Source organism: Allobosea sp. P4_E12, assembly GCF_056401655.1.
The window spans coordinates 1-20,990 of sequence record NZ_JBFUIY010000045.1 but is presented as its reverse complement, the minus strand read 5'-3'; the positions used below and the strand labels follow the sequence as shown (position 1 = coordinate 20,990).

Sequence of the window (20,990 nt, the reverse complement as noted above, 5' to 3'; positions counted from 1 at the left end):
TGTTGCGCAGGGATGGCCGCCGCAGCTGCCGCGCGCCCCTGGCCGGGATGGCTTGCGAGCGGAGCCATGCCGGGGGCTCAGGAGTTGACGCGACCTCAATCGACCTGCGCGTCTCCTCGTGACCTGCCTGTGCAACCGTGGCGGGAGAACGCTTCGCGAACCTGCGTTCGGCAACCGGAACAGAGGGGGAATCGAGGCTGCAGAAGCCGACCAACGTCGCACGAATAAGCCGAGAAAGGACCCGCGCAGGGGAAAACGACCAGGACGGAATGCCGAACAGGCCGCGCGACGATGTCTGGCCACGAGACTGTCGGCGCCTCACGCGGCGCATCCGTGCGCGACGCCAAGGCCCCAGCTGCATCTGAACCAGCATGGTCCCGCTGTCCGCGCGCGGCGAAGCTCACCCTTGGCCAGCCCCAAGATCCAGCGCCATCAGGATGGGTTGCGGTAGACACCATCGCGCGTCCAGTCGCGCCGGCGCCGTCCTTCGGTCTGGACGCCGAGCCGCTCATAGAGGGCGCGCGCCGCGAGTTGGGCCTCCGTCCAGCGGGCGGCGGCCGAGGCGCAGCCGGGGCGAGGCAAGCTGGGTGAAGGCAGGCATGGTATGGTGCGACGGGCGCGTCGCTCCGAGCGCCTTCATCAGAGGGAGCCATGTCTGAACAGCCTCGCTCGCCTTCCCGCAAACTGCCGGCCGCTTCCGCCGTCGCCTTTGGTGCGGCGCTCGTCGTCCTGGGCGGCATGGCGCTCGCGCAACAGGACAAGTACACGCTGAGCGTGCCGGGTGGGCTCGCGTTCTCCGAATTCAGGGGATACGAAAGCTGGCAGGTCGTCGCCACCAGCCAGAATGACAGGCTGGTCGCCGTGATCCTCGCCAATCCCGTGATGATCGAGGCCTACCTGGCCGGCATTCCCGGAAACGGCAAAGCTTTCCCCGATGGCGCCAAGATGGCGAAGATCCATTGGAACCCGGCAAAGAACCAGTACTTCCCGGACACGACGGTGCCGGGCACACTCCATGACGTCGACTTCATGGTGAAGGACAGCACCAGGTTTTCAGATAGCGGCGGATGGGGATGGGCCGTGTTCAACCATGACGCCGCGGCCAATACGTTCACGCCGGGCACCCTGACTGACCAGCCGCCGCAGGGGAACGACGCCAAGTGCGGCTTCGCCTGCCACACGGGCGTGAAGGCCCGGGATTACGTCTTCACCGAGTACGGCAAGCGCTGAGGGGCGGAAGGGTGAATGGGCCCGATCAGGCTCAGCGATCGCTTAGGACACGGGATCATGCGCGCCGTGGCTGCCTTCCGGGCCATGTCGCCAGGCAGCGGTGACGACCGGCGCAGCGGCGGGCGTCGGCGGAGGTCGGAACCGGGCAGAGCTTGTCCGGGCCGGTTGCTTACCAGGGCCTGGTTCGATGTCTGCTCCTTCATGAGGCGGCGTCACAGGAACACAAGGGGAGAGCGGCCACTAGATCATCGGACAGGAAATCGTATCCGGTCCGATGATCTAACCTTTTGTGATTGCATCGGCTTTTCCGAAAACCGCAATCCACTTTTCGGGCCGATGCTTTAGGGCGCCCCGAGATCCAGCGCCATCAGGATGCTGTCGCGATAGACGCCGTCGCGTTTCCAGTCGCGTCGGCGCCGTCCTTCGATCTGGAAGCCAAGCCGCTCATAGAGGGCGCGCGCCGGCTCGTTGTCGTGGAGCACCGACAGTGTGACGCGCTCCAGCCCGCGCTGCCGCGCCCGGTCGAGCGCGAGCGTGAGCAGGCGCTGGCCGATCCCAAAGCCGCGATGGCTTGCGAGCAGGCCCATCCCCAGTTTGCCGACATGGGCGCGGACGGGGGAGGCATCCGGGGCAATATCGCACCAGCCGACCACCTCGCGATCGACCGCCACGAGCTGCGGCGCGTTGGCCTCGCGCAGGCCGGCAATGAAATCCGCGTAGCGCTCGATCGGCGGCGCGCTCAGGCGCGAGAGCCAGCGGCCCTCGCGGGCGACGTCATCAAGGCAGCGGTGACAGCCGGCGAGATCGCTCGCGGCGGCATCGCGTAATTCGACACTCATCTCAGTCCTCAGCCTCAGGCCAGCATGTCTCGGGCAGAGTAGAGCCGTAAGCGACGACCAGAGGGAAGGGTGGGGAGGGGCGAGCCTGTGTCCGCCGCGACCGATGGCGGAGATGCCGCCACGATGACCGCACGCCCGTATTCCGGCTTCTCGATTGGCAGGAGACAAGCAGTCCGGCGCTGTGAGTGTCTCGGTCGTGGCGAAGGCAGCCGTTGGCGTCTGCCGGATCGGCTGCTAGGTCTGGCCCTCCCGTGTTCGGCTGAGGCGAGTGATGAGAATCCAGGTGCGTTCTGCGCGAGCCGACGATGCCGGCGCAATCAGCGCCGTGATCCTCGCCGCGCTGCGCGAGACCAATGCCAGGGATTATTCCCCGGACATCATTGAACGGGTGGAGAAAAGCTTCAGCCCCGCTGCCGTGTCGGAGTTGATGGCCAGGCGAACGATGTACGTTGCCATGCAGGCAGAACAGCTTGTCGGCACGGCGAGCCTGGATGGGCGGGTTGTGCGGAGTGTCTTCGTGCGCCCCGATCTTCAAGGCCAGGGTGTCGGCAGGCGTCTGATGGAAGAGATCGAACAGACGGCGCGCGACAGGGGCGTCGCGGTCCTGGCCGTTCCGTCCTCCGTCACGGCCGAGCCGTTTTATGCCAGGCTCGGCTTCACGGCCGTTCGCGACAGCTACCATGGCGATGAACGCACCATCGTCATGGAGCGGAACCTGACGGACCCGCAGGATCGGGATGAACCATAAGCCGGCTTAAAGGACAGGCAAATGGAGCCCGTTCGCGTGATCGTGGTTCATCGGATGCCCTTGCAGGCCTCACCGGAATATGGCCCCTTGAGGCACTTCTCCTCGCCCAGGCTCTGCGATGTTCGACGTCCTTCAATTCTTGAACGACATCGCGTCGTGGGGTGGTGAGTATTTTGCCGATCGGCATAAACTGGTCAGGCAGGAAGCTGGCGCGCTGATCAAGCGGGCAGGCCCTTCTGCCTTCGAGACCGCACAGCAGATCGCGCTGCTTGCCCGTCAGCGCGGTGACAAACGGGCCACGAAGCTGTGGCTGGATGTGGCCCGGGAGATTGCGCGACGGGAGCGCTGAGGCGGGGCAAGGTTCCAGACGGGGAGGAGATCTCTCCCTGGCGCCCGCCGCAGCTTATGTCCCGTGATCAGCGGACCGAACCTTCAGCTCGCTCGCGCAGGCGGGCGGCGGCAAGTTCGGTCGCAACCCGCCGCCGGTCGATGAAGGGCGCGATCTTCTGCCGGGTCGCCTCGACCAGTGCCGCGGGGGCCGAACGCGGCGAGCCGCCGTCGAAGGGAGGCTTTGGGTCATATTCCATCTGGAGCTGGATCTCCCGGGCGATGTCCTCTCCCAGGAGATCTGCCACGACGGTGAGCGCAAAATCGATTCCCGACGTGACGCCCGCGCCGGTGATGCGGTTGCGGTCCTTCACGACACGCTCTGCGACCGGGATGGCGCCGAGCAAGGCAAGCTGGTCGATCGAGGACCAGTGCGAGGTCGCCCTGTAACCCTCGAGCAGGCCGGCAGCAGCCAGCACCAGCGAACCGGTGCAGACGGAGGTCACCAACTGACAGCCGGCTGCGATCCGCCTGAGAAAGCCAAGGGTCTCTTCGTCGCTCATCAACTCGATCTGGCCGGGGCCGCCGGGCACGCAGATCAGATCGAGCGCGGCGCAATCGTCAAAGCGCATCGTCGGCAGAATCGACAGGCCACGGTCGGAGGTAACCGGCTCCATGGTTTTCCAAAGCAGATGAACCTTGGCCCCGGGCATGCGGTAAAACACCTCCGCAGGGCCCGTCAGGTCGAGTTGCGTCAATTTTGGAAAGAGCACCAAACCAATCTGCATCTCGTGATCCCCGCTGGCGAGCCGGCCGCACTTATAGCGTGCAGCGCGACGGCCGCCATGGGTGATGACGTCGAAACCAGGACCAGAGCTGCCGCAGTTCGCGCGCGTTACTCAATGGGACGGTTTCGAGAGCCCTCGCGTGTCGTCATGGGCGAGATAGCTCAGCACGCTGACGATGGGCTGCAGCACCGAGATACTGGCCGCATTGCCCTTGGTATTCGCCAGGAGCTGGTCGTAGCGGGCCACGACCTCGCCGCGTTGAACAAGCCCCTTGTCGATCAACAGGTCGATCAGGGTCGTGACGATCAGGATCTGGCTGCTGCTCAGGTCTGCCAGGACGTCAGCGTCATCTTCGTGCATCGCTCCGTCTCCCTCGTGAGCGATCAGCTGAACACTTTGAGGAACCTGCCGCAACGACCGAGTGGATGAAGCGGCTTCGCCTGGCCGCGTTTGGCCGGCGGCCCTTTCCATTCCTGAACCGCGGGGCGAGCCCCCGCCGTTCCCAAAGCTTCGGGCAGGTCTTCGCATGATGCGGAGGCCGCCGCGATGACCGCGCCGCCCCTGACCGGGCGGCTTTTTTCATGAGCAGAGCATGAGCGAGGATTTCAACCAGGCTGCCCCGGAGGCCGCGGATAGCGCGCTGTCGGAGACCTGGGACAAGGCCGCCCGTCCAGGGGCGGGGCCCGAGGCGCAATCGACTGAAGCCGCCCTGCCGGAAGGCGAGGCGGGCGAGGGCGATGACGACGAGGGCCAAGAGGGCCAAGAGGGCGAGAACGGCGACCAGAACCAGGACGAGAACCGGCCGCGCAAAAAATCGCGGTCCGAGCGCCTGAGACGGCAGAACGAGCGATTGCAGGCAGAGCTTGCCGTGCTGAAATCCGGGTCGGCTGCCGCAGCCGTGCAGGATCAGGCCGGCTTCGAGGCCGCGGTTGCCCGAAAAGTCGGAGAGCCGCCGCGCGAGGCCGATTATGGCGGAGACTGGTTCGCCTATGAGCGCGCCATGACCGCCTATGAGGCCGACAGGCGGCAGGTCTCGCGCCAGGTTCTGGAAAGCGTGGAGCAGCATCACCACGCCGAACAGGCCCGTGTCTCCGAGATGCTCGACGACTATGTCGAGCAGTGCGAGGAGGTCGCGAAATCGATCCCCGATTTCAAGACGGTCGTGACCTCGCCGAGTTTCATGACCACCGACCTGGTCAAGCGTCTCATCCTGGATGCCGGCGATAAGGCCCCGCTGGTCGCCTATAACCTCGCTCAGAACCCCAAGCTCTGCGCCCGCATCAACGCGATGTCTCCGCTCGCGGCGGCACGTGAGATCGGCCGCATCGAGGGGCGGGTTCTGCTCCCCAAAAACACTGCCACGCGCGCTGGCCCCCCGCTCTCGGCGGTCCGGGGCAGTGCTTCCCCCGCAACCCGCCTCGGCAAGTCGATGAGCGACTACGAGCGCTGGCGCAATTCATAAGGAAAAGCCGCAATGGCCAATGATCTGAAGGTCCAGGACATCATCGTCCGGGAAGCGCAGTACCAGCTCAAGAACGCGCTGGTGCTCGGCAATCTCGTCTCCCGCGTCCATGAGGGCGAGTTCGCCTCCGATATCGACGGCTGGAAGAAGGGCGACAAGGTGCGCGTCAAGCGCCCCGAAAACTTCATCCCGGGCGAGGGCGCGACGCTTTCGGTCGCCGAAGCCGAGGAAGCGACGATGGATGTCGTCGTCGACACCCAGCTGAACAAGGGCCTGTCCTTCACCTCGAAGGAGCTGACCCTGTTCCTGTCGGGCCCGAAGGGCGCCAGGCGCATCGGCGAGGAGAAGATCAAGCCGCTGATGCATGCCTTCGCCAACCGGATCGATTCCGATCTGGCCGGGCTCTATCGCCATGTCCCGAACCATGTCGGCACGCCCGGCCTGACGATCGACTCCTACCCGGATTATCTCAAGGGCACCGAGCGCCTGAACGAGCTCGCGGTGCCGATGGATGCGCGCTACGGCCTGCTCAGCCCGGCCGATGATGCCGGCCTGAAGGGCGCCTTCAACAACTATTACGACACCGCCGTCTCGCGGAACGCCCTGCAGAAGGCGCGGCTGCCGATGCTGGACGGTTCCGACGTCTACATGTCGCAGAACGTCAAGACGCATACCGTCGGTGTCGCGACCGGTACGCCCTTGGTCCAGGGTGCCGGCCAGGCCGTGACCTACGCGGCCTCGAAGGCGAGCTACACCCAGACCCTGAACACCGATGGCTGGACGAACTCCACCACCGGCATCCTCAAGGCGGGCGACATCGTCACCATTGCCGGCGTCTATGCGGTCAACCCGGTCGATGGCGACGTCTTGCCCTTCCTGCGCCAGTTCGTGGTCCGGGCCGATGCCGATTCCGGCGCCTCGACCGGGCCGGCGGCGCTGACGATCTCGCCGCCGATCATCACGTCGGGCCCCTACAAGACGGTGAGCGCGGCGCCCGCCGACAATGCCCCGATCACGGTCGGGGGAACCGGCGGCACCGGCTATCGCCAGCCGATGATCTTCCACAAGGACGCCTTCCATCTCGCGGTCGTCCCGATGGAGATGCCGGAGGGCGCGGCCTTCAAGGCGCGGATCAATGAGGATGGCATCTCGGTGCGCATCGTCTCCGGCTACGGCATCACCGACGATATCAGCACCTGGCGTTTCGACGTGCTCTACGGCGTGACCCCGGTGCGGCCGAACCTCGCGGTGCGCCTGAACGGCACGGCGTAAGTCGCTGGCTTATCGCGACAATCACAGGGGCGGCTCTCCGGAGCCGCCCTTTTTCCATGGAGGGGCCGGATATGAGTAAGAGCCGCGATGAGCTGGTGCAGGCGGTGCTGGAGGAGATCCAGCGCACCGGCGTCAATGAGCCGCCATCGGCGGAGGACCGCCAGACCGTGCTTGCGCGCATGGACACGGTCTTTGCCGAGCTGTTGGCCCGAAACGTCATCCTCCAGCCGGTCGGCGACGAGATCGATGACGAGATCTTCGACCATCTCGCCTGCGTGCTGGCGCGCCGGATTGCGCCGCGCTTCGGCCTCGGCAACGACGGGGCGCTCAAGGCCGGCGCCGACGAGGCCGAGGACAGGCTGCGCCTGATCGGCCGGGTCAACCGCAGCCCGTCGCGGGGCTTGCGTCTCGACAGCCTGTTCCGCCCGCGCCGCATCAGTGCCTTCACGCGGATCTCGGGCTGATGGTCGCCGTTCCTTTCCCCCGTACTTCGGCGCCAGGCCGGCTTGCCGAAAGCGGCGGCCGGCTGATCAACGCCTCCGTGGAGACGCTCACCGATGGCCGCACCAAGATCAGCGGCGCCGCCGGCATCCGCGCCATCATCGAGACGACGGCGCATTCCCATTGCCGCGGCATGATCGAGATCAACGGCGTGGTGCTGGCTGCGCTGGATGACCGGCTCTACACGCTCACCCGGTCGGGCGGCGCCTTTATCATCCGCGATATCGGGGCCTTCGCGGGCTCCAAGACGGTCTATTTCGCCCGGAATAACAAGGCGCCGACGCCCGATATCGTGGCGGTGACGGATTCGACCGCCTTTGTCATCAGCATGACGACCGGCGCCTCGTCCTATCCCGATGCAGATATCGGCTCGCCGAATTCCGTGACGTCGTTCGATGGCTATTTCTGCTTCAGCTACGGCAATGCCCGGATGCGGACGACGGGCCTGAACGACACCGCGATCAACACGCTCGATACGGCCTTCGCCGAGAGCAAGCCCGATGGCCTGCTGAGGGTCATCTCGATCGGCCGTTATTTGTTCGCCTTCGGATCCCAGACGATCGAGGCCTGGCAGAACAACGGCAACCCGGTGGGCTTCCCGTTCTCGAAACTGGAAACCATCCCGCGTGGGCTGGCCAGTGCGGACGCGGTCGCCGGCCACGAGAGCGAATGGTCGAACACCATCGTCTTCGCCGGGAACGACAATGTCGTCTACCGTATCAACGGCCTGGTCGCCGAGCCGGTCTCGACACCCTCCGTGCAGAAGGCGCTGGAGCGGCTGGACGACATGTCGACGCTGCGGGCCATGGTCTATGCCCATGAAGGGCATGCGGTCTGGGCGCTGAGCGCGCCGGACTGGACCTGGTGCTGCGACATGACGACGGGCTCCTGGGTGGAGCGGGCGAGCTATGGCTCGCGCCGCTGGCGCGCCTGCGCTTCCGTCAAATGCTTCGGCAAATGGGTGGTTGGCGACGCGACGACCGGCAAATTCGGGGTGATCGACCCCGATCACCACCTCGAATTCGGCGACCCGCTGGTCGCCAGGGTCGTTTCCGCCACGATGAGCGGCTTCCCGGTCAGGGCGTTTCCCTCGCGGCTGGTGCTCGACATCATGGCGGGCGTCGGCGAGGCCGATGGGCCGGACCCGATCGCCACCAACCCGCATTGCACGATCGCCTGGAGCCGCGATGGCGGCGTCAGCTTCGGCAGCCCCGTGCGGCGCGAGATCGGCCGGCAGGGGCAATATGCCCGCGTCGTCTCGGTCAACCGGCTCGGCATGGCGAGCGCCAAGGGCATCCAGATCGCCGTCGAGGTCTCGGACCCGGTCGCCTTCTCGCTGTTTGGCGGCGATCTCGCCGTCACGCCGGGATCAAGCTGATGACGCAAGCGACGAAGGGGCTGCCGGGCTCGGACACGCCCGTGCTGCAGCCCGGAACCGCGGTTCTGAACCCGCTCTATTTCATTTTCCTCGCCGCGCTGCTCTCGGCGCTGAACGACCGCATCGTGGCGACCAGCCTGACGACGAGCCCGGGCGCGCCCGGCGCAGCCGACATCCCGTCGGGCGACATCCGCATCTGGAAGAACACCGGCGCCGGCACCGTGCGCCTTTACGTCAACGATGGCGGGACGCTGAAAAGCGTTCTGTTGAACTGAGGAGAAATCGCCATGGCTTCAGCGAAGGGCGCCAGAAACGCCGCGATGTGGGGCGCCGACATGCTCAACGACGGCCAGGGACGCGTCCTTGGCGAGTTGGACAAGGGCTACGGTGCCGCAAACGGCTATCTCGGGCAGGCGGGCGATCTCTATGCCGGCATGACGGGGCAGGGGCAGCAGGGCCTCGACCGCTACAACGCCCTGACGCTGGGCAGTGGTGCGGATATCCAGAAGGCTCTGGAGGGTTCTGGCGGCTACCAGTTCAACATGGATCAGGGCCTGCAGGCGCTGCAGCGCACGCGTGCCGCCCAGGGCATGCTGAACTCGGGCAATACCGACACCGACACGATGTCCTTCGCCAGCGGGCTCGCCAGCAACACGCTCAATCAGGAGCGGCAGGCGCTGCAGCCTTATCTGGGCATGTACCAGCAGGGGCTTGGCGGCCAGGCCGGCGTGTACGGCCAGCAGGCCGCCGCCGCGAGCGACTATTACGGCAATCGCGGCTCCATCATGGACAACACGACGAAGAGCATCGTCGGCCTCGGCACCGACGCGTTCAAGGCCGGCGACCAGGCCAAGGCCGCGAACCAGCAGATGATGCTGGGCGCGCTCGGCAGCGTCGCGGGCCTCGCCGGCACGGCGCTGGGCGGCGGCTTCGGCGCCGGCGGCCTGTTCACCAACATCCTCTCCCCCAAGAAGGGCTGAGCCATGGCATTTCAGATCACGCCGCTCCAGATCAGCCAGCGCCAGACCGATTACGGGCAGCTCGGCACGCTCGCGGGCAAAATCGGCGAGCAGTTCACCAGCGGGCTCGAGACCGGCCGCAAGCTGCAGGAAACGGCCCAAAAGCAGCAGCTGAGGCGCAGAAGCAGCAGCTTGAGGCACAGAAACAGCAGGTTGAGGCGAAGAAGCAGGAGCTGCTGGGGAACCTCACCTCCCGCGATCCCGATTACGACAGGGTCGGCCGGGGCCTTATGGCGCTGGGCGCGATTTCCGACGGGGCCACGGTGATCGGCCTCGGTGGGAAAGTCAGGCAAGCCCCGCAGCGCGTGGCGGGCAGGGCGAACCCCTATCTCGGCGGCGATGCAAACGCTGGTGTTGCTGCAACGGCGCGAGGGCCGGCACTGAGGCAGGGCGCCCACGTCGCCTTGACCCCGGAGGATGAGGCGCGCCTCGAGCGCGCAACCGGCATGGTCACGACCGACGCCGACCGGGATGCCATCGTCAGGACGGTCTATGGCGAGGCGGACCGCGAAAGCCCCGAGGGGCAACGCGCGGTCGCCGCCGTCATCCGCAACCGCGCCAACCAGGCCGGGCTCACGCCCGAGCAGATCACGCAGCAGAATGACGGGCGCAACTGGCAGTTCGAGCCCTGGGGCGATCCGGACGCCCGCGCGCGCATGGAGGCGATCCCGCAGCGGCGTTTCGACCAGATCGCCGGCACGGTGGCGCCCGTCATCGAGCAGGGGCTCGATCCAACCGGCGGCGCGACGCATTTCTACGCCCCGAAGGTGCAGGCGGCGCTCGGTCGGCCCGCGCCGCGCTGGGATGACGGAACCGGTACCGACCTCGGCAATCATCGCTTCTTCGCCCATGGCTACGGGCCGGGCGGTGGAACACCGGCGCCAAGCGCGGCGACCATCATCGCGCAGGGCGGGGGCGAGGGGCCGCCTGTTCAAGCCGCTCAAGGGGGGCAGAGGTTCCTCGCCAACGAACCGCCTGCCGCCGGCCGCTTCACCGCGCCGCCTGCCCAGGTCGCTCCAGCCCCAGCGCAGCCCGGCGGCGTCAAAGTCGGGCCAGCAAGCGCGACGATCGCCAACGAAACGCGGGGGAGACCACTGGTCGATAATCGCGATCGCGACAAGATCGATGCAACGTTCCTGAGCGGTGTCTTCGAGGCCGGCCCGAAGATCTCGCAGCGCCTCGACCATATGCGTGCTCTATCCGCGGCCGTCGGCGACCTGCCTCCCGGCGCCATAACAAGCCGGCGCGTCTTTCTTGACCGGCATGGGGCCTCTATCGGGCTTTCGCCGGGCAAGCTGGCGGCGGCATCTGACGACATCGACGCCACGGTAAAGAGGCTCGTCCCTACCGAACGTGAAGAAGGCGCCAACTCGACTTCGGGCATCGAGTTCAAGGGCTTGCTCGAGGGGCTGCACGGCCTGGCGAAGACGCAGGAAGGGCGCCAGTTCATCCAGTCCGCCATTGCTCGGCAGAGCAAACTTTATCTGAAGCGGTCGCAGATCGCCGATCAGTGGGACGCGGGGAACTTGCGACCCCGCGAGGCGCGCAGGCTTATCGCCGAGATCGACCGGACATCGCTCTTCGAGAGCCAGGATGAAAGGGCTCTGTTCCGAAGGCACGCGGCGCCCAAGGACGGGGACGTCCGCAAAGACAAGCAGCCGAACGAAAAGACAATCGGCGGCACGACCTACATTCGTCGCAATGGGGATTGGTACCCCAAGGAGGAAACCGCTCATGGCGCAGCCGATCACTGACCCCGATCTCCTGGCGCAGCTGAACGCTGCACTGCCTGGTTCCCCGCAGCGGTCGGGAGGCGGGAAGGCGCGTTCCTACAAGGAGCTGGGGCAGGCCCTGAAGTCCGGCGAGCGGTTTTCCAGGCTGTCGAAGGAGGAGCAGGACATCATGGCGCGCGAGGAGCGCGGCTTCTTCGACGACAAGATTCGTGGCCTTGCGCGCGGCGTCCCCTTCATCGGCTCGTTCGGAGATGAGATGAATGCGCGGATGAATGCCGCCGGGGGCGGCTTCGTCGGTGGTTCCCAGGCCGAGACCTACGATGATCGGGTCGAGGACAATCTCGCCTATGAGCGCGCCAAGGACCGCACTTTCGACGAGGACAATCCCTGGCAATCCATGGGTACGAAGGTAGTCGGGGGCATTGCCGGGACCATTGCCGCTGCGCCGGCGGCCGGCGCGGCCGGTGCCTGGAACACAGCCGGCAACTTGCTGCTTGGGACCGGTGCCAAGACACTACCCGGTGCAATGGGACTCGGGCTGACGGCGGGCGCTCTGCAAGGCGCAGCGTCCAACGCTGGGGATGCGGAGGGCGGGTTTGTCGACCGCGCGGAAGGCGCAATCGACGGTGGAGTGATTGGCGGTGCATTTGGTCTGGGCGGCCCGCTTCTGGTCACAGGAGTGGGCAAGGCTGTATCCGGCATCCGCAACATGGTCGGGCCGAAGGGCGCTCCCCCGCTCGACGATTTTTCGCGCCAAACCCGGCGTGAAATCCGTGACAAGCTCTCCGACCCTGCCGCCGTCCAACGTCAGATGGATGAGATCAGCAAGCTTGGCGACCACGCGATGTTGGCCGATGTTTCCGGCGAGTGGAAGGATGTCGCGGGCGGTGTGGCCAAGTATCAGGGAGCGCGCGACGAGGTCGCCGACGCGTTCGCCACGCGCTCTGCGGAGTGGCTGCCGCGCATTCGCGCCGATCTGGATGCCAATCTTGGTCCTGCTCCTGTGCTCTCCCAGGTCGAAAACGGCCTCGAGGAGGCACGCGCCGCATTGCTTGCTCGCAGGCGGGAGTTGGGGCGGGCATCACTTCCCGACGGCGGAAAGCTCCCCGATCTCAAGGCGATCGATGCCGAACTGGCGGAAATTCAGGCGCGCTCGGACGCTCTGCGTAGCGGCCGCAAGGTTTTTGCCACCGGTGAGGACGCCGTGCACCCCGTTGCGTTCGAAGAGCAGTGGAATGCGCTGACGCCTGGTCGACAAGCTGACACTCGGCAGGCTGCGCGGGCAGATATCGATCGCCGCGTCGGAACGCAGGCGCAGGACCCAGCAGCCCTCAGACAAGCGATACCGGATGTCGAGTGGAACAACGCCAACGCGCGGCGCATCTTTGGCAAAGAGCCGACGGACAATGTCTCGAACGCCATGGCACGCGAAGTGCGCTTTGCCGAGACGATGCAGGACGTGCGCAACGGGCTTGGTGCGGCTCCTGACAAGCGCTTCGCGAATAGACTGGACGAGCTGGCGCGCGGACCCATCCTCCCAAAGGATCTGAGCCTCGACGGCCTAAAAAAGGCGGGGCTTCAGCTCATCGCCAAAGGACTCGCGTCCGATCTGGGGGCGGGGCGGGCTGAACGCGTTGCCCTGGAACTGGCCCGCGTTTCCGTAGCGACAGGATCCGAGCGCGATCGGTTTGTACGTGCGCTCGTTGCCGAGGGCGTTGAACGTCAGAAGGCCGAGAGAATCGTGAGATTTGCGACCGGTCTGGCGGTTACCGCCGGGCGCGAAGCGCCATCACAATGGCTGCCACGGCAATAGGAACCAAATAACTTGCGATGATGAGGAGGTTCAGCCCGAGCGGGAGCCGTTCGAACATCTGTCGCGCGGTCACGAACACGAACGCCACGCCGATGACAATGATGATGATCGTCGCGACGCAGATCAGCAGCCACAGCGCGTGCCGCCAAAGCGGGATCCGCCGCACATAATCGTGGCTGCTCTCGCCGCGGATATCGTGTTCGTTGAGCTTCAGCACCAACCAGTCCTCCTGTCTCTCACGCTTCGGCACGGCGAACGCGGCCATGTCAGCGGGTTGTCGGGGTTAATCCACGCCCTCATCCGTTCGCGCCAGGTGGATCGCCGTTGCACGGCGCAGCTGCTCAGGAAAGGGCGTCATCTAGCACTCCCCCGGTTCGGCATGATCGCTCCAGAGCCAGGCGAGTCCGATCCCGATCAGGCCAACCGCGACAACCGCGCCCCTCTCCAATTCGCGCGCTCGTTGCCGAGAGTATCGTGAGATTTGCTACCGGCCTGGCGGTCGCCACCGGACGGGCCACTCCGTCACGAATGAAACCACGGCACAAGGAACCAGAAAGCTCGCGGTGATGGTGAGGTTCAGCCATAGCGGCAACTGCTCGATTATCCGTTCCGCAGTTACGAACACGAACGCCAGGCCGAAGACCGGGACGATGATCGCGCTGACGCCAATCAACAGCAACAGGGCCTGCCGCCAAAGCGGGATCCGCCGCAAATAATCGCGGCTGCTCTCGCCGTCGCGGATATCGTGCTCGTCGAGCTTCAGCACCACGCAGTCCTCCTCGACCCTGCTTCGTCTACGGCGAACACTACCACGCCGGCCTTGTGTCCGCGTTAATCCACGTCCTCATCCGTGAGCGCCAAGCTCCGAACGGAATCGCAAATCCGGAGCGTGATTGCACAGTGCGGCTGCTGGAAAAGGTGTCATCTAGCCTTCTCCCCGTTCGGCATAATCGCTCCAGAGCCAGGCGGTTCCCAGTCCGATCAGGCCGGCCGCAGCAAGCATGACCCATTTATGCGGCCAGGTTCCCGAGATGACCGGACTGAACAGCCAGATCCCGCCCCCGATCATGGCAAGGCAAAGGACGAGGCTGATCAGACGGCGAAGGGCGGAGAGTTTCACTGACGAACATCTTTACTGATATGCAGCGTCACCTTGACCGTCTCGTGGATAGCTTCGGATCACGAGGGGCATCTTCCGATTCGCGGAACTCCTTCTCCGCCTTTGCGATCATGCGTTTGATCTCCTTCTTCAACTTGTTGGACGCGTACTCCTCATATCCAGGCCAAAGCCTGCATTTCATCCTGTACGACCAGTCGCGCCACCAAATGACTACAGCCATATAGCCGATCGCGAGCCCTGCGATAGTCAAGGCGGCGCACGGAATAGCGATGATCAGCAGCAGCCACTCAACCAGCGTCATTAGCCGCCTCCAAGCTTTGCAAGAGTCATTTGCTTCTCATTTCGGCGTCTTTTGACCTGCTCCGCTGGCCCAATAGATGAGATTCCCAAGGACGACCCAAGCGCAGAATGCGAATGGCAAGCTGATCAAAGCGAGCATCAGAACCGTGCTGTAATCACCAAGCGTTGCGTCTCCGGATGTTTCAACCACGCGCATGACGACCTGTGTCGCGCACCCGGGGATGTCTTTGACTGGTCGCTGCGAGACCGGTCCGGAGCAGTCAAGGTATCGCCAAGATGAGTTCAACTCGCCGACTCCGGGGGGATGATGGGGCCGAGGGATGTGGTGCGCATCACAAGGGGGAACCATGTCGTTTCAGGTTAGGCTCTGCGCCCGGACAGGGATCTCGGGGGATGCCAGCCGAACTCCAGTCAGCGCCGTCCAGCGGGTCGATCGTCGAACGGCTAGTCGTTGATCCTGGCATGGACCTGCGCTGTGGTAGAGCCAGAAGCCAGGTGCGCATCTCACTCCACCCCGACATCGTCGAGCGTGCCGAGCGCCAACATGGCGCCGAACGCTGCGGTGCCGCCCAGCGAAATAAATCCAAGGAGAATGGCCAAAGCCAAGCCAAGCCGCGCCCAGGACCGCCTGCGCCGAGGTCGCGGCCTGGAGGGCGTCTTCACGGGTGAAGACCTGCCGATGGGCGAAGGCTGCGCGCTCCGGTTCATCGACGGGAAGGGGCCATGGCGTGAGGTTTCGCGCTCGGCAGCACGAAGCGCATTGTCGCGATGGCGCGGACGAGCGCGCTCCTTCCGGCGATGATGTCAGCAACCATTTCGTTCCCCCAGCTTTCCCGATCCTGCCGCAGGGGCATGCACGTGTCCACGGCACGTGCTGACAAATCACAGCCTGGTTCAGCCGGGCGGAGATCCTGGCCATTTGCGGCGGGAGCACCATGACGCTGGCCGCGCTCGTTGCCGGCCCGGATACGCGGATGATGCGCTCTCGCCTACTGGCCGGGATCGACCGGCTTCCGGGCAAGCGTGAAGCGCGGAAACAGCGCCGACCCGAGAAGGACGAGACCGCCGAAGCCGCCCCACAGCCCGCCCAGGAAGAAAAACCCCCGAGCGGGCGCGCCTACAGCAGCAAGGCCGAGCATGGAGACGGCCGCGATCAGCAGGGCGCCGCCCACCACGCCGCACAACACCCGCCGCGCAGGCGTTATCGGCCCCAGCTGCGTCTCGTGCGGGGCATGCTCACGAATCCTTGGTGGAATGATCTCTGTCATCGCGCGGCAAACTGCCGGATCGAGCGCCGTCCGTCCACGGCATTTCTTGGCCAGGACCGTGGCTGATCCTGCCCATGCACAACAGGAGTGCAGCATGGTCACTGAACCTTTTTGGAAGGCTCGGTTGGCGCCAGTTCGGGAAGACGCTCGGTCAAGGCGGATTGCAGCGATCGGGCGGCCTCGGAAGCCAGGCGAACCCGAACCAACGCCCCGTCCTCTGTCTGGAGCGCAAGCGACAGAAAGCCCTGGTCATCCGTCGCCACCTGGGTGGAGATCACCTCGCCAGCCTCATCCGCTGGAGTGGCGAGGTTGTAGTCCTCGGCCTTGCCGCTCGCGACAAGCCGCCTTGTGCTTTCCCCCGCAAGCGAGCGCAGGTTCGAGATCAGCACGCCAAGGCTGTCAGGGTTCACATAGAAGCGCGAGGGCGCGGTCTCGTGCATCTCGAGCGTGATTTCCGCCTGGGCGCCGTCCTCGGTCAGGCCGATCTCCATGGCTTTCAGCGCGTAGAATCTGTCGTCCATCAGTCCAGCCCCCCAAGCCGCGCCGATCCTGCCTGACGCGTGGGCACGAGTCCACGCCAGGCCAACCACCCCAGGCCGCTCTCACCGGAGCGGCCTTTTCTTTTGGAGACATGCCCTCATGCCAGCCTTTTCATGGCCCCTGTCGCGACAGACGGTGCTCGATCTCAACGGCAATGCGGTGGCCGGGGCGCAGTTGCGCTTCTTCCTCGCGGGCACGACGACGCCTCTCATCGCCTATGCCGATGATGCGCTCTCGGTGCCGCTGCCGGCCTATCCCGATTTCATCCCCTCGGATGCTTATGGGAGGTGGCCGCGGGTCTATCTGCCATACGGGAGCTACAAGGAGGAGGTGCGCTCTGCAGCCGGCGTGCTGCTCTGGAACGACGACGGCATCGCCAACCCGGCGCCGGCCTCCTCCGGTGGCGGCGGCACGGTTCCAGACAGCGAGCGCTTCAAGACCGGCGACCCGAAATGGTCGTTCGAGCCGGGGCAGATTTCGGGCTTCGTCCGGCTCAACGCGCTGACCATCGGCAATGCGGCGTCAGGGGCGACGGAGCGCGCGAACGCTGACACGGAAGCCCTCTTCATCTGGTTGTGGAGCCGGCTGGACAGCACGGTCTGCCCGGTCGCTGGCGGGCGCGGTGTGAGCGGCGCCGTCGACTATGCCGCGGGCAAGACGCTCGGCCTGCCTGACTGGCGCGGCCGCGCGCCCTTCGGCCTCGACACGATGGGCAACTCGGCGGCGAACCGCCTGGCGGGCGCAACGTTCGATCAGGGGAATTCGTCCACTTCAGGTTCGTATGGCGGCCGGGCGACCAATACCCTCGCGCAAGCGAACCTGCCGGCAGTGGCCCCCACTGGCACCGTGACGGGGACACTCAACAATATTACGGCGGTCACGGGCGCCGGCTCGGTCTCCATTACGCCGGGTGGTGCTGGCACCTCTGCGGCGCAAGGCCTGTATTCGTCGAGCCTCCCGGTGACCTTCAGCTCTCCTTTGACTTTCACAGGCAACGCGCTCGGCTCCAGCGCGGCCTTCAACAACATGCCGGGCTTCGGGCTCGTCACCTGGCATTTGAAGCTGTGAGGGCAGGGCGATGAATTATCTCGGCACCTTCGAACCCGCGCCCAACGCCGCTGACTGGGCGCAAGCCATCTCAGTCACCGACGACGACACCGGCATGGCATGGCCGCTCGCGACCTACCTGATCGAAATGGAGGTGGTCGATCAAAATGGCTGCCGGCGCCTGTTCGGCTCAACCGCTGACGGCAACCTCGCCCTGACCCCGACCGGTTTCGAGTTCGCGTTCCCGGCCGCCTCGATGCGCTGCGTCTGCGCCGGCTCCTACACCGTCAATATCCGCTTCACCGACAGCGCCACGGGCTTCGTCGGAGAGCCCGTCATCGCTGAATTGCCCGTGCTCGAGGGAGGCTTTCGCTAATGCCACGCCCCGCCATGCGCTTGCGCATCCTCCCTCGTTTCCCTGCCCAGGTGCAGGCAACGGCGCCCATCGCCGTCACGAAGACGGCCGGCACGTACCTGTTCACGGCCGATTACCGGCCGGTTGGCGAGGAAGCGGCCCCGGCGCTGGGCGCCTATGCTCTCGTGCTCCAGAACCAGACGACAGGCGCGTTCGTCCGCACGCTCCTTGCCGATCTTCCGACCGGCTCGACCGACTGGGCCAATATCCAGAACCGGCCAACAAAGATCGACTCGCTTGCGACACTTGATACGTCGCCAGGCGCCGTTGAGCAGACCGGCACAAACACTTTCGCCAAGCGCACGATCGGCGGCGGTGGGGCGACATCGCTAGTGACGTACGGGGATGGGAGCCTCTTCTACCAGCCGATGAGCCCACGGTTGAGCTCCATCGCGTCAACGGGCGTTCAGACCGCCGACATCGTCAACGACGCCGTCACCTTCGCCAAGGTGCAAAATTTCGCGAGCGCAGGCCTTTTCGGGGCGAGCACGGCCGGCGGCGGCGGACTTGTCACGATCGGCGCCGGCCTGACGCTCTCGGGCGGTCAGCTTTCGTCATCCGGAGTCGCCGCAACGGGCTCGATCGTGAACTCGGCTTATGGCGAATACACGACCAATGCGGCCCTAGCCGCCACTATCCCAATCGACGACACGATACCGCAGGTTGGTGAGGGAACGCAGATCCTGTCCGTTGTGATCACCCCGACCTCAACAGCTAACAAGCTCCGGGCCAGATTCCGCGGGACTCTGTACCCGGCGTCGGTCGCCTTTATAATCCCTGCCATGTTCGTGAACGGTGCGGCGAACGCCGTCGCAGCGTCGGCCGCGTATGGGACAACCGCTTCTGGCGGCTATGATGTGACCCTTGAGTACGAATTCGTGCCGGGTTCAACCTCAGCCCAGACTTTCACGATCCGAGTTGGAGCAAGCGCCGGAAGTATCGCTCTCAATGGGCAGACATTGCTGCGCTACCTCGGCGGGGCTCAGCGCGCGACGCTCGTCATAGAGGAGATCAAAGCATGACGTACACGATCATTTCGGCAGCGTACGCCAATGACGGCAACTCCGCGGCTATTCTGATGACAGAGGAGGCCGCAGCCGTTTTGATTTCAGCGGTTGATACGCCGGAAGAGTGGGTCGCAATGCTCGCGTGGGGCGAGCCGTCTGCCTACGTGCCGCCGCCCCCGCCGCCGCAGGCAGACCCCGTCGACAAGTTGGTGGCATTCCTCAACTCGAACCCGGATGTACGGGCGCTTCTGCAGTTGTCTCCGCAGGCGCTGAGGACCGTCTAGTGATTGTCTAGCCTACCAGCGGTCTGCCGCCGCGCTCATCCGCTTCTTCATCGGTCTCGACTATCTCTCGGTATTCCCAATTCCCGTTCCTATACCGGCGTTCCGTCTCGTAGGTGCGCATGACCTTGCCGTTGGCGTCCCTGATCTTTTCGAAGGGCGGGGGATTGTACTCATGCCACTGCGCATGACGCGGCCTGGGCGAGCGGAAATATTGAAGCGCTGAAGAGGGCAGCTCCCAGGTATCGCGAAGAACTTTCGTCAGCGGAATTGGCATCGACATGTGTCCTGCGGCGCCGCCGAAAATAGGGTTGCGCGTCGCTGCTGTCACAGTCTCTGGAGCCGCCGTGCGGGAGGCGCATATCGCGGCCGTCGAAGCCGTCATGGCGGAGGAGGGCTGGCAGGAGTCGGTCGTCGTGCCGGCACTATCGCCGGTCGAGAAGCTGGCGGCCTTCCTTGCCTCCAATCAGGACATCGCGGCCCTAATATCGAGTCAAAACCCCCTGGCGAATTGATGCTGGACTCAATCTGAGAGAATCGTCCATACCGGATTACGCTAGGATGGCTTCGCTGACGGCCTCGAACTCGCGTAGCATTGGTGGCGCTAAGCATGAAAACGGCCCATAAGATATTCCTTGCTCGTAATGCTTATCGGGCCGTAAGTGGAATGCGGTCTATGCTTGGCAAGAGCGACGATTTTGTTTGCGAACGGCATGGAATTCGCTATCAGCTCAACCTTAAAGAAGGGATCGACTTTTCGATATATCTTCTGAGAAGCTTTGAGCCCAGGACACGCCAAGCGATCACCGGGATTGTCAAGGAAGGCGATACAGTTTTGGATATTGGCGCAAATGTAGGCGCGCATACGCTCACATTGGCCAAGGCTGCTGGCCCCTCTGGAAAAGTGTTCGCTTTCGAGCCGACGAGTTATGCGTTCCGCAAGCTCACGGCTAATATAGAACTCAACCCTGATCTTGCCGGCAGAATCGTTGCGCTTAACCAGTTTGTGACGGCGAACGACTCCGATGATCGGCCAACCGAAATCTACTCGAGCTGGCCCCTGGTCGCTGACGAAACCACGAGCCTACATGAACAGCACCTCGGCCAACTTATGACTAGCAAGGATGCTGTTAGCAGCACTCTAAGTTCGGTGGCACAGACGCACGGAATTGAGAGAGTGGACGTCGTGAAGCTCGATGTCGATGGTTTCGAGATGCAGGTTCTTGACGGTAGCAATGGTTTCCTTGAGCGTCACAGACCTATCTTCATTATGGAATTGATGCCGTTCGAGCTCATTGAGCGCGGCGGTGACATAGACCGCTACACGTCATTTTTCGATAATCTCGGATACAGTTATTACACGGAGTCTGGGCGACCGATAGGAAAGAGCCTGAAGCAGATTGTCGAGCGTATGCCCCGTGGAATGAGCCGAAACATCGTCGCCCGGGTCTAGTTTGCCGTTCCTGTCGCGAAACGCGCTTGAAAGAACATCGCCTAATTTCCTGGGCTGTTATCGAGCTTGCGAAAGTCGCTTCTCATTGCCAGTCGATGACCTAGCTCTGCTGAAGCCTTGTTGAGGACATTCGGATTGGCTTCAGAGGCTTCCGACCTCTGAATGATGACATGTGTCGCACCAAGCGCATCAAGCGCCGAAACACAGTCCAGGCCTGAACCCGGCTGCGAGGTGCGAGAACACGACGGCGAGTGCTGCAACCCCTCGCAGGCCATCCAGCCGGCTTACCCGCATTCGCGCACGCCAGTTCAATCAGCTGCATCAGTCGCTCGTCGGTAAGCGCTGTTCCGACCGCACCTTCTTCGCAGCGCGTTGAGCGCCCACTCTGACGATCCTGATTTGGAGGGTCGTTTTGTGTCTAGGCTTGACCATAGACTTGAGCCTGAGGG

27 protein-coding genes are annotated in these 20,990 nt (G+C 64.5%); 18 read left to right on the top strand and 9 right to left on the bottom strand.

Annotation, left to right across the window (positions count from 1 at the left end):
- Nucleotides 1–651: 651 nt before the first annotated feature.
- Complete coding sequence (locus AC1DW9_RS32415) at nucleotides 652–1,230, top strand: cytochrome P460 family protein (RefSeq protein WP_476855307.1); 579 nt, start codon at nucleotides 652–654, stop codon at nucleotides 1,228–1,230.
- A gap of 341 nt (nucleotides 1,231–1,571) precedes the next feature.
- On the opposite strand, the gene AC1DW9_RS32410 is transcribed toward AC1DW9_RS32415, so the two are convergent.
- On the bottom strand, nucleotides 1,572–2,069 hold the full coding sequence (locus tag AC1DW9_RS32410) for an N-acetyltransferase family protein (protein WP_476777046.1): 498 nt from the start codon (nucleotides 2,067–2,069) through the stop codon (nucleotides 1,572–1,574).
- A 283-nt stretch (nucleotides 2,070–2,352) separates the two neighbouring features.
- Here AC1DW9_RS32410 and AC1DW9_RS32405 point away from each other — a divergent pair, with 283 nt between their 5' ends.
- Nucleotides 2,353–2,817 carry a GNAT family N-acetyltransferase gene (locus tag AC1DW9_RS32405; RefSeq protein WP_476855306.1) on the top strand — a complete coding sequence of 155 codons (465 nt, stop codon included), beginning with the start codon at nucleotides 2,353–2,355 and terminating at the stop codon, nucleotides 2,815–2,817.
- Between the two features lie 118 nt (nucleotides 2,818–2,935).
- Complete coding sequence (locus AC1DW9_RS32400) at nucleotides 2,936–3,166, top strand: hypothetical protein (RefSeq protein ID WP_476777044.1); 231 nt, start codon at nucleotides 2,936–2,938, stop codon at nucleotides 3,164–3,166.
- Nucleotides 3,167–3,233: 67 nt separating this feature from the next.
- Here the strand turns inward: AC1DW9_RS32400 and AC1DW9_RS32395 are convergent, their stop codons facing one another.
- Both AC1DW9_RS32395 and AC1DW9_RS32390 read right to left on the bottom strand, forming a co-directional pair.
- On the bottom strand, nucleotides 3,234–3,932 hold the full coding sequence (locus AC1DW9_RS32395) for a DJ-1/PfpI family protein (protein WP_476777043.1): 699 nt from the start codon (nucleotides 3,930–3,932) through the stop codon (nucleotides 3,234–3,236).
- Nucleotides 3,933–4,043: 111 nt separating this feature from the next.
- Nucleotides 4,044–4,292: a hypothetical protein gene (locus AC1DW9_RS32390; protein WP_476777042.1), complete on the bottom strand. Its 249-nt coding sequence runs from the start codon at nucleotides 4,290–4,292 to the stop codon at nucleotides 4,044–4,046.
- A gap of 232 nt (nucleotides 4,293–4,524) precedes the next feature.
- Between AC1DW9_RS32390 and AC1DW9_RS32385 the strand changes: the two genes are divergently transcribed.
- The 8 genes from AC1DW9_RS32385 to AC1DW9_RS32350 all read left to right on the top strand — a co-directional run bounded on the left by AC1DW9_RS32385 (nucleotide 4,525) and on the right by AC1DW9_RS32350 (nucleotide 13,110).
- Nucleotides 4,525–5,394 carry a hypothetical protein gene (locus AC1DW9_RS32385; protein WP_476777041.1) on the top strand — a complete coding sequence of 290 codons (870 nt, stop codon included), beginning with the start codon at nucleotides 4,525–4,527 and terminating at the stop codon, nucleotides 5,392–5,394.
- A gap of 12 nt (nucleotides 5,395–5,406) precedes the next feature.
- Nucleotides 5,407–6,666, top strand: a complete 1,260-nt coding sequence (locus tag AC1DW9_RS32380) for a P22 phage major capsid protein family protein (RefSeq protein ID WP_476777040.1) — start codon at nucleotides 5,407–5,409, stop codon at nucleotides 6,664–6,666.
- Between the two features lie 71 nt (nucleotides 6,667–6,737).
- Nucleotides 6,738–7,130 (top strand): hypothetical protein, encoded by a 393-nt coding sequence (locus tag AC1DW9_RS32375; protein WP_476777039.1) that lies wholly within the window; start codon nucleotides 6,738–6,740, stop codon nucleotides 7,128–7,130.
- Nucleotides 7,130–8,545, top strand: a complete 1,416-nt coding sequence (locus AC1DW9_RS32370; RefSeq protein WP_476777038.1) for a hypothetical protein — start codon at nucleotides 7,130–7,132, stop codon at nucleotides 8,543–8,545. The genes AC1DW9_RS32375 and AC1DW9_RS32370 overlap by 1 nt, the downstream gene beginning before the upstream one ends.
- Complete coding sequence (locus AC1DW9_RS32365; RefSeq protein ID WP_476777037.1) at nucleotides 8,545–8,820, top strand: hypothetical protein; 276 nt, start codon at nucleotides 8,545–8,547, stop codon at nucleotides 8,818–8,820. The genes AC1DW9_RS32370 and AC1DW9_RS32365 overlap by 1 nt, the downstream gene beginning before the upstream one ends.
- Nucleotides 8,821–8,832: 12 nt before the next feature.
- On the top strand, nucleotides 8,833–9,525 hold the full coding sequence (locus AC1DW9_RS32360; protein ID WP_476777036.1) for a hypothetical protein: 693 nt from the start codon (nucleotides 8,833–8,835) through the stop codon (nucleotides 9,523–9,525).
- A 269-nt stretch (nucleotides 9,526–9,794) separates the two neighbouring features.
- A complete protein-coding gene (locus tag AC1DW9_RS32355) occupies nucleotides 9,795–11,318 on the top strand; it encodes a cell wall hydrolase (protein ID WP_476777035.1) in 1,524 nt (507 codons plus the stop codon).
- Nucleotides 11,299–13,110 (top strand): hypothetical protein, encoded by a 1,812-nt coding sequence (locus AC1DW9_RS32350; RefSeq protein WP_476777034.1) that lies wholly within the window; start codon nucleotides 11,299–11,301, stop codon nucleotides 13,108–13,110. Before AC1DW9_RS32355 ends, AC1DW9_RS32350 begins: the two co-directional genes overlap by 20 nt.
- On the opposite strand, the gene AC1DW9_RS32345 is transcribed toward AC1DW9_RS32350, so the two are convergent.
- The 4 genes from AC1DW9_RS32345 to AC1DW9_RS32330 form a co-directional block, all read right to left on the bottom strand.
- The gene (locus tag AC1DW9_RS32345) at nucleotides 13,064–13,375 is read right to left on the bottom strand and encodes a hypothetical protein (RefSeq protein ID WP_476777033.1); all 312 of its coding nucleotides are present in this window, start codon (nucleotides 13,373–13,375) and stop codon (nucleotides 13,064–13,066) included. The two genes, AC1DW9_RS32350 and AC1DW9_RS32345, sit on opposite strands and share 47 nt — an antisense overlap.
- A gap of 219 nt (nucleotides 13,376–13,594) precedes the next feature.
- Nucleotides 13,595–13,879 carry a hypothetical protein gene (locus AC1DW9_RS32340; RefSeq protein WP_476777032.1) on the bottom strand — a complete coding sequence of 95 codons (285 nt, stop codon included), beginning with the start codon at nucleotides 13,877–13,879 and terminating at the stop codon, nucleotides 13,595–13,597.
- A gap of 156 nt (nucleotides 13,880–14,035) precedes the next feature.
- Nucleotides 14,036–14,230 carry a hypothetical protein gene (locus AC1DW9_RS32335; protein ID WP_476777031.1) on the bottom strand — a complete coding sequence of 65 codons (195 nt, stop codon included), beginning with the start codon at nucleotides 14,228–14,230 and terminating at the stop codon, nucleotides 14,036–14,038.
- Between the two features lie 28 nt (nucleotides 14,231–14,258).
- Complete coding sequence (locus tag AC1DW9_RS32330; protein ID WP_476777030.1) at nucleotides 14,259–14,531, bottom strand: hypothetical protein; 273 nt, start codon at nucleotides 14,529–14,531, stop codon at nucleotides 14,259–14,261.
- A gap of 934 nt (nucleotides 14,532–15,465) precedes the next feature.
- Here AC1DW9_RS32330 and AC1DW9_RS32325 point away from each other — a divergent pair.
- Nucleotides 15,466–15,864 carry a hypothetical protein gene (locus AC1DW9_RS32325; protein WP_476777029.1) on the top strand — a complete coding sequence of 133 codons (399 nt, stop codon included), beginning with the start codon at nucleotides 15,466–15,468 and terminating at the stop codon, nucleotides 15,862–15,864.
- A 32-nt stretch (nucleotides 15,865–15,896) separates the two neighbouring features.
- Here the strand turns inward: AC1DW9_RS32325 and AC1DW9_RS32320 are convergent, their stop codons facing one another.
- Nucleotides 15,897–16,319: a hypothetical protein gene (locus AC1DW9_RS32320; RefSeq protein ID WP_476777028.1), complete on the bottom strand. Its 423-nt coding sequence runs from the start codon at nucleotides 16,317–16,319 to the stop codon at nucleotides 15,897–15,899.
- A 118-nt stretch (nucleotides 16,320–16,437) separates the two neighbouring features.
- Between AC1DW9_RS32320 and AC1DW9_RS32315 the strand changes: the two genes are divergently transcribed.
- Genes AC1DW9_RS32315 through AC1DW9_RS32300 form a run of 4 tightly spaced genes read left to right on the top strand, consistent with a single transcriptional unit; the run spans nucleotide 16,438 to nucleotide 19,091 of the window.
- On the top strand, nucleotides 16,438–17,406 hold the full coding sequence (locus AC1DW9_RS32315) for a hypothetical protein (RefSeq protein WP_476777027.1): 969 nt from the start codon (nucleotides 16,438–16,440) through the stop codon (nucleotides 17,404–17,406).
- 10 nt (nucleotides 17,407–17,416) lie between these two features.
- Nucleotides 17,417–17,761 carry a hypothetical protein gene (locus AC1DW9_RS32310; RefSeq protein WP_476777026.1) on the top strand — a complete coding sequence of 115 codons (345 nt, stop codon included), beginning with the start codon at nucleotides 17,417–17,419 and terminating at the stop codon, nucleotides 17,759–17,761.
- Nucleotides 17,761–18,822, top strand: a complete 1,062-nt coding sequence (locus AC1DW9_RS32305) for a hypothetical protein (RefSeq protein WP_476777025.1) — start codon at nucleotides 17,761–17,763, stop codon at nucleotides 18,820–18,822. The genes AC1DW9_RS32310 and AC1DW9_RS32305 overlap by 1 nt, the downstream gene beginning before the upstream one ends.
- Nucleotides 18,819–19,091, top strand: coding sequence for a hypothetical protein (locus AC1DW9_RS32300; protein WP_476777024.1), 273 nt, complete (start codon nucleotides 18,819–18,821; stop codon nucleotides 19,089–19,091). The genes AC1DW9_RS32305 and AC1DW9_RS32300 overlap by 4 nt, the downstream gene beginning before the upstream one ends.
- A 7-nt stretch (nucleotides 19,092–19,098) precedes the next feature.
- Here AC1DW9_RS32300 and AC1DW9_RS32295 read toward each other — a convergent pair whose 3' ends face one another.
- Nucleotides 19,099–19,365 carry a hypothetical protein gene (locus tag AC1DW9_RS32295; protein WP_476855305.1) on the bottom strand — a complete coding sequence of 89 codons (267 nt, stop codon included), beginning with the start codon at nucleotides 19,363–19,365 and terminating at the stop codon, nucleotides 19,099–19,101.
- 70 nt (nucleotides 19,366–19,435) lie between these two features.
- Here AC1DW9_RS32295 and AC1DW9_RS32290 point away from each other — a divergent pair, with 70 nt between their 5' ends.
- Nucleotides 19,436–19,603 (top strand): hypothetical protein, encoded by a 168-nt coding sequence (locus AC1DW9_RS32290; protein WP_476777023.1) that lies wholly within the window; start codon nucleotides 19,436–19,438, stop codon nucleotides 19,601–19,603.
- A gap of 161 nt (nucleotides 19,604–19,764) precedes the next feature.
- On the top strand, nucleotides 19,765–20,541 hold the full coding sequence (locus tag AC1DW9_RS32285) for an FkbM family methyltransferase (RefSeq protein WP_476777022.1): 777 nt from the start codon (nucleotides 19,765–19,767) through the stop codon (nucleotides 20,539–20,541).
- Nucleotides 20,542–20,990: the final 449 nt, after the last annotated feature.

Bases quoted from the DNA above. Each gene is read 5' to 3' on its own strand.
- AC1DW9_RS32315 (WP_476777027.1), top strand. From the start codon at position 16,438: ATGCCAGCCTTTTCATGGCCCCTGTCGCGACAGACGGTGCTCGATCTC.
- AC1DW9_RS32285 (WP_476777022.1), top strand. From the start codon at position 19,765: ATGCTTGGCAAGAGCGACGATTTTGTTTGCGAACGGCATGGAATTCGC.
- AC1DW9_RS32415 (WP_476855307.1), top strand. From the start codon at position 652: ATGTCTGAACAGCCTCGCTCGCCTTCCCGCAAACTGCCGGCCGCTTCC.
- AC1DW9_RS32395 (WP_476777043.1), bottom strand. From the start codon at position 3,932: ATGCAGATTGGTTTGGTGCTCTTTCCAAAATTGACGCAACTCGACCTG.
- AC1DW9_RS32385 (WP_476777041.1), top strand. From the start codon at position 4,525: ATGAGCGAGGATTTCAACCAGGCTGCCCCGGAGGCCGCGGATAGCGCG.
- AC1DW9_RS32320 (WP_476777028.1), bottom strand. From the start codon at position 16,319: ATGGACGACAGATTCTACGCGCTGAAAGCCATGGAGATCGGCCTGACC.
- AC1DW9_RS32345 (WP_476777033.1), bottom strand. From the start codon at position 13,375: ATGGCCGCGTTCGCCGTGCCGAAGCGTGAGAGACAGGAGGACTGGTTG.
- AC1DW9_RS32295 (WP_476855305.1), bottom strand. From the start codon at position 19,365: ATGCCAATTCCGCTGACGAAAGTTCTTCGCGATACCTGGGAGCTGCCC.
- AC1DW9_RS32390 (WP_476777042.1), bottom strand. From the start codon at position 4,292: ATGCACGAAGATGACGCTGACGTCCTGGCAGACCTGAGCAGCAGCCAG.
- AC1DW9_RS32410 (WP_476777046.1), bottom strand. From the start codon at position 2,069: ATGAGTGTCGAATTACGCGATGCCGCCGCGAGCGATCTCGCCGGCTGT.
- AC1DW9_RS32305 (WP_476777025.1), top strand. From the start codon at position 17,761: ATGCCACGCCCCGCCATGCGCTTGCGCATCCTCCCTCGTTTCCCTGCC.
- AC1DW9_RS32325 (WP_476777029.1), top strand. From the start codon at position 15,466: ATGACGCTGGCCGCGCTCGTTGCCGGCCCGGATACGCGGATGATGCGC.
- AC1DW9_RS32375 (WP_476777039.1), top strand. From the start codon at position 6,738: ATGAGTAAGAGCCGCGATGAGCTGGTGCAGGCGGTGCTGGAGGAGATC.
- AC1DW9_RS32380 (WP_476777040.1), top strand. From the start codon at position 5,407: ATGGCCAATGATCTGAAGGTCCAGGACATCATCGTCCGGGAAGCGCAG.
- AC1DW9_RS32365 (WP_476777037.1), top strand. From the start codon at position 8,545: ATGACGCAAGCGACGAAGGGGCTGCCGGGCTCGGACACGCCCGTGCTG.
- AC1DW9_RS32360 (WP_476777036.1), top strand. From the start codon at position 8,833: ATGGCTTCAGCGAAGGGCGCCAGAAACGCCGCGATGTGGGGCGCCGAC.
- AC1DW9_RS32310 (WP_476777026.1), top strand. From the start codon at position 17,417: ATGAATTATCTCGGCACCTTCGAACCCGCGCCCAACGCCGCTGACTGG.
- AC1DW9_RS32355 (WP_476777035.1), top strand. From the start codon at position 9,795: ATGGCGCTGGGCGCGATTTCCGACGGGGCCACGGTGATCGGCCTCGGT.
- AC1DW9_RS32330 (WP_476777030.1), bottom strand. From the start codon at position 14,531: ATGACGCTGGTTGAGTGGCTGCTGCTGATCATCGCTATTCCGTGCGCC.
- AC1DW9_RS32300 (WP_476777024.1), top strand. From the start codon at position 18,819: ATGACGTACACGATCATTTCGGCAGCGTACGCCAATGACGGCAACTCC.
- AC1DW9_RS32370 (WP_476777038.1), top strand. From the start codon at position 7,130: ATGGTCGCCGTTCCTTTCCCCCGTACTTCGGCGCCAGGCCGGCTTGCC.
- AC1DW9_RS32400 (WP_476777044.1), top strand. From the start codon at position 2,936: ATGTTCGACGTCCTTCAATTCTTGAACGACATCGCGTCGTGGGGTGGT.
- AC1DW9_RS32350 (WP_476777034.1), top strand. From the start codon at position 11,299: ATGGCGCAGCCGATCACTGACCCCGATCTCCTGGCGCAGCTGAACGCT.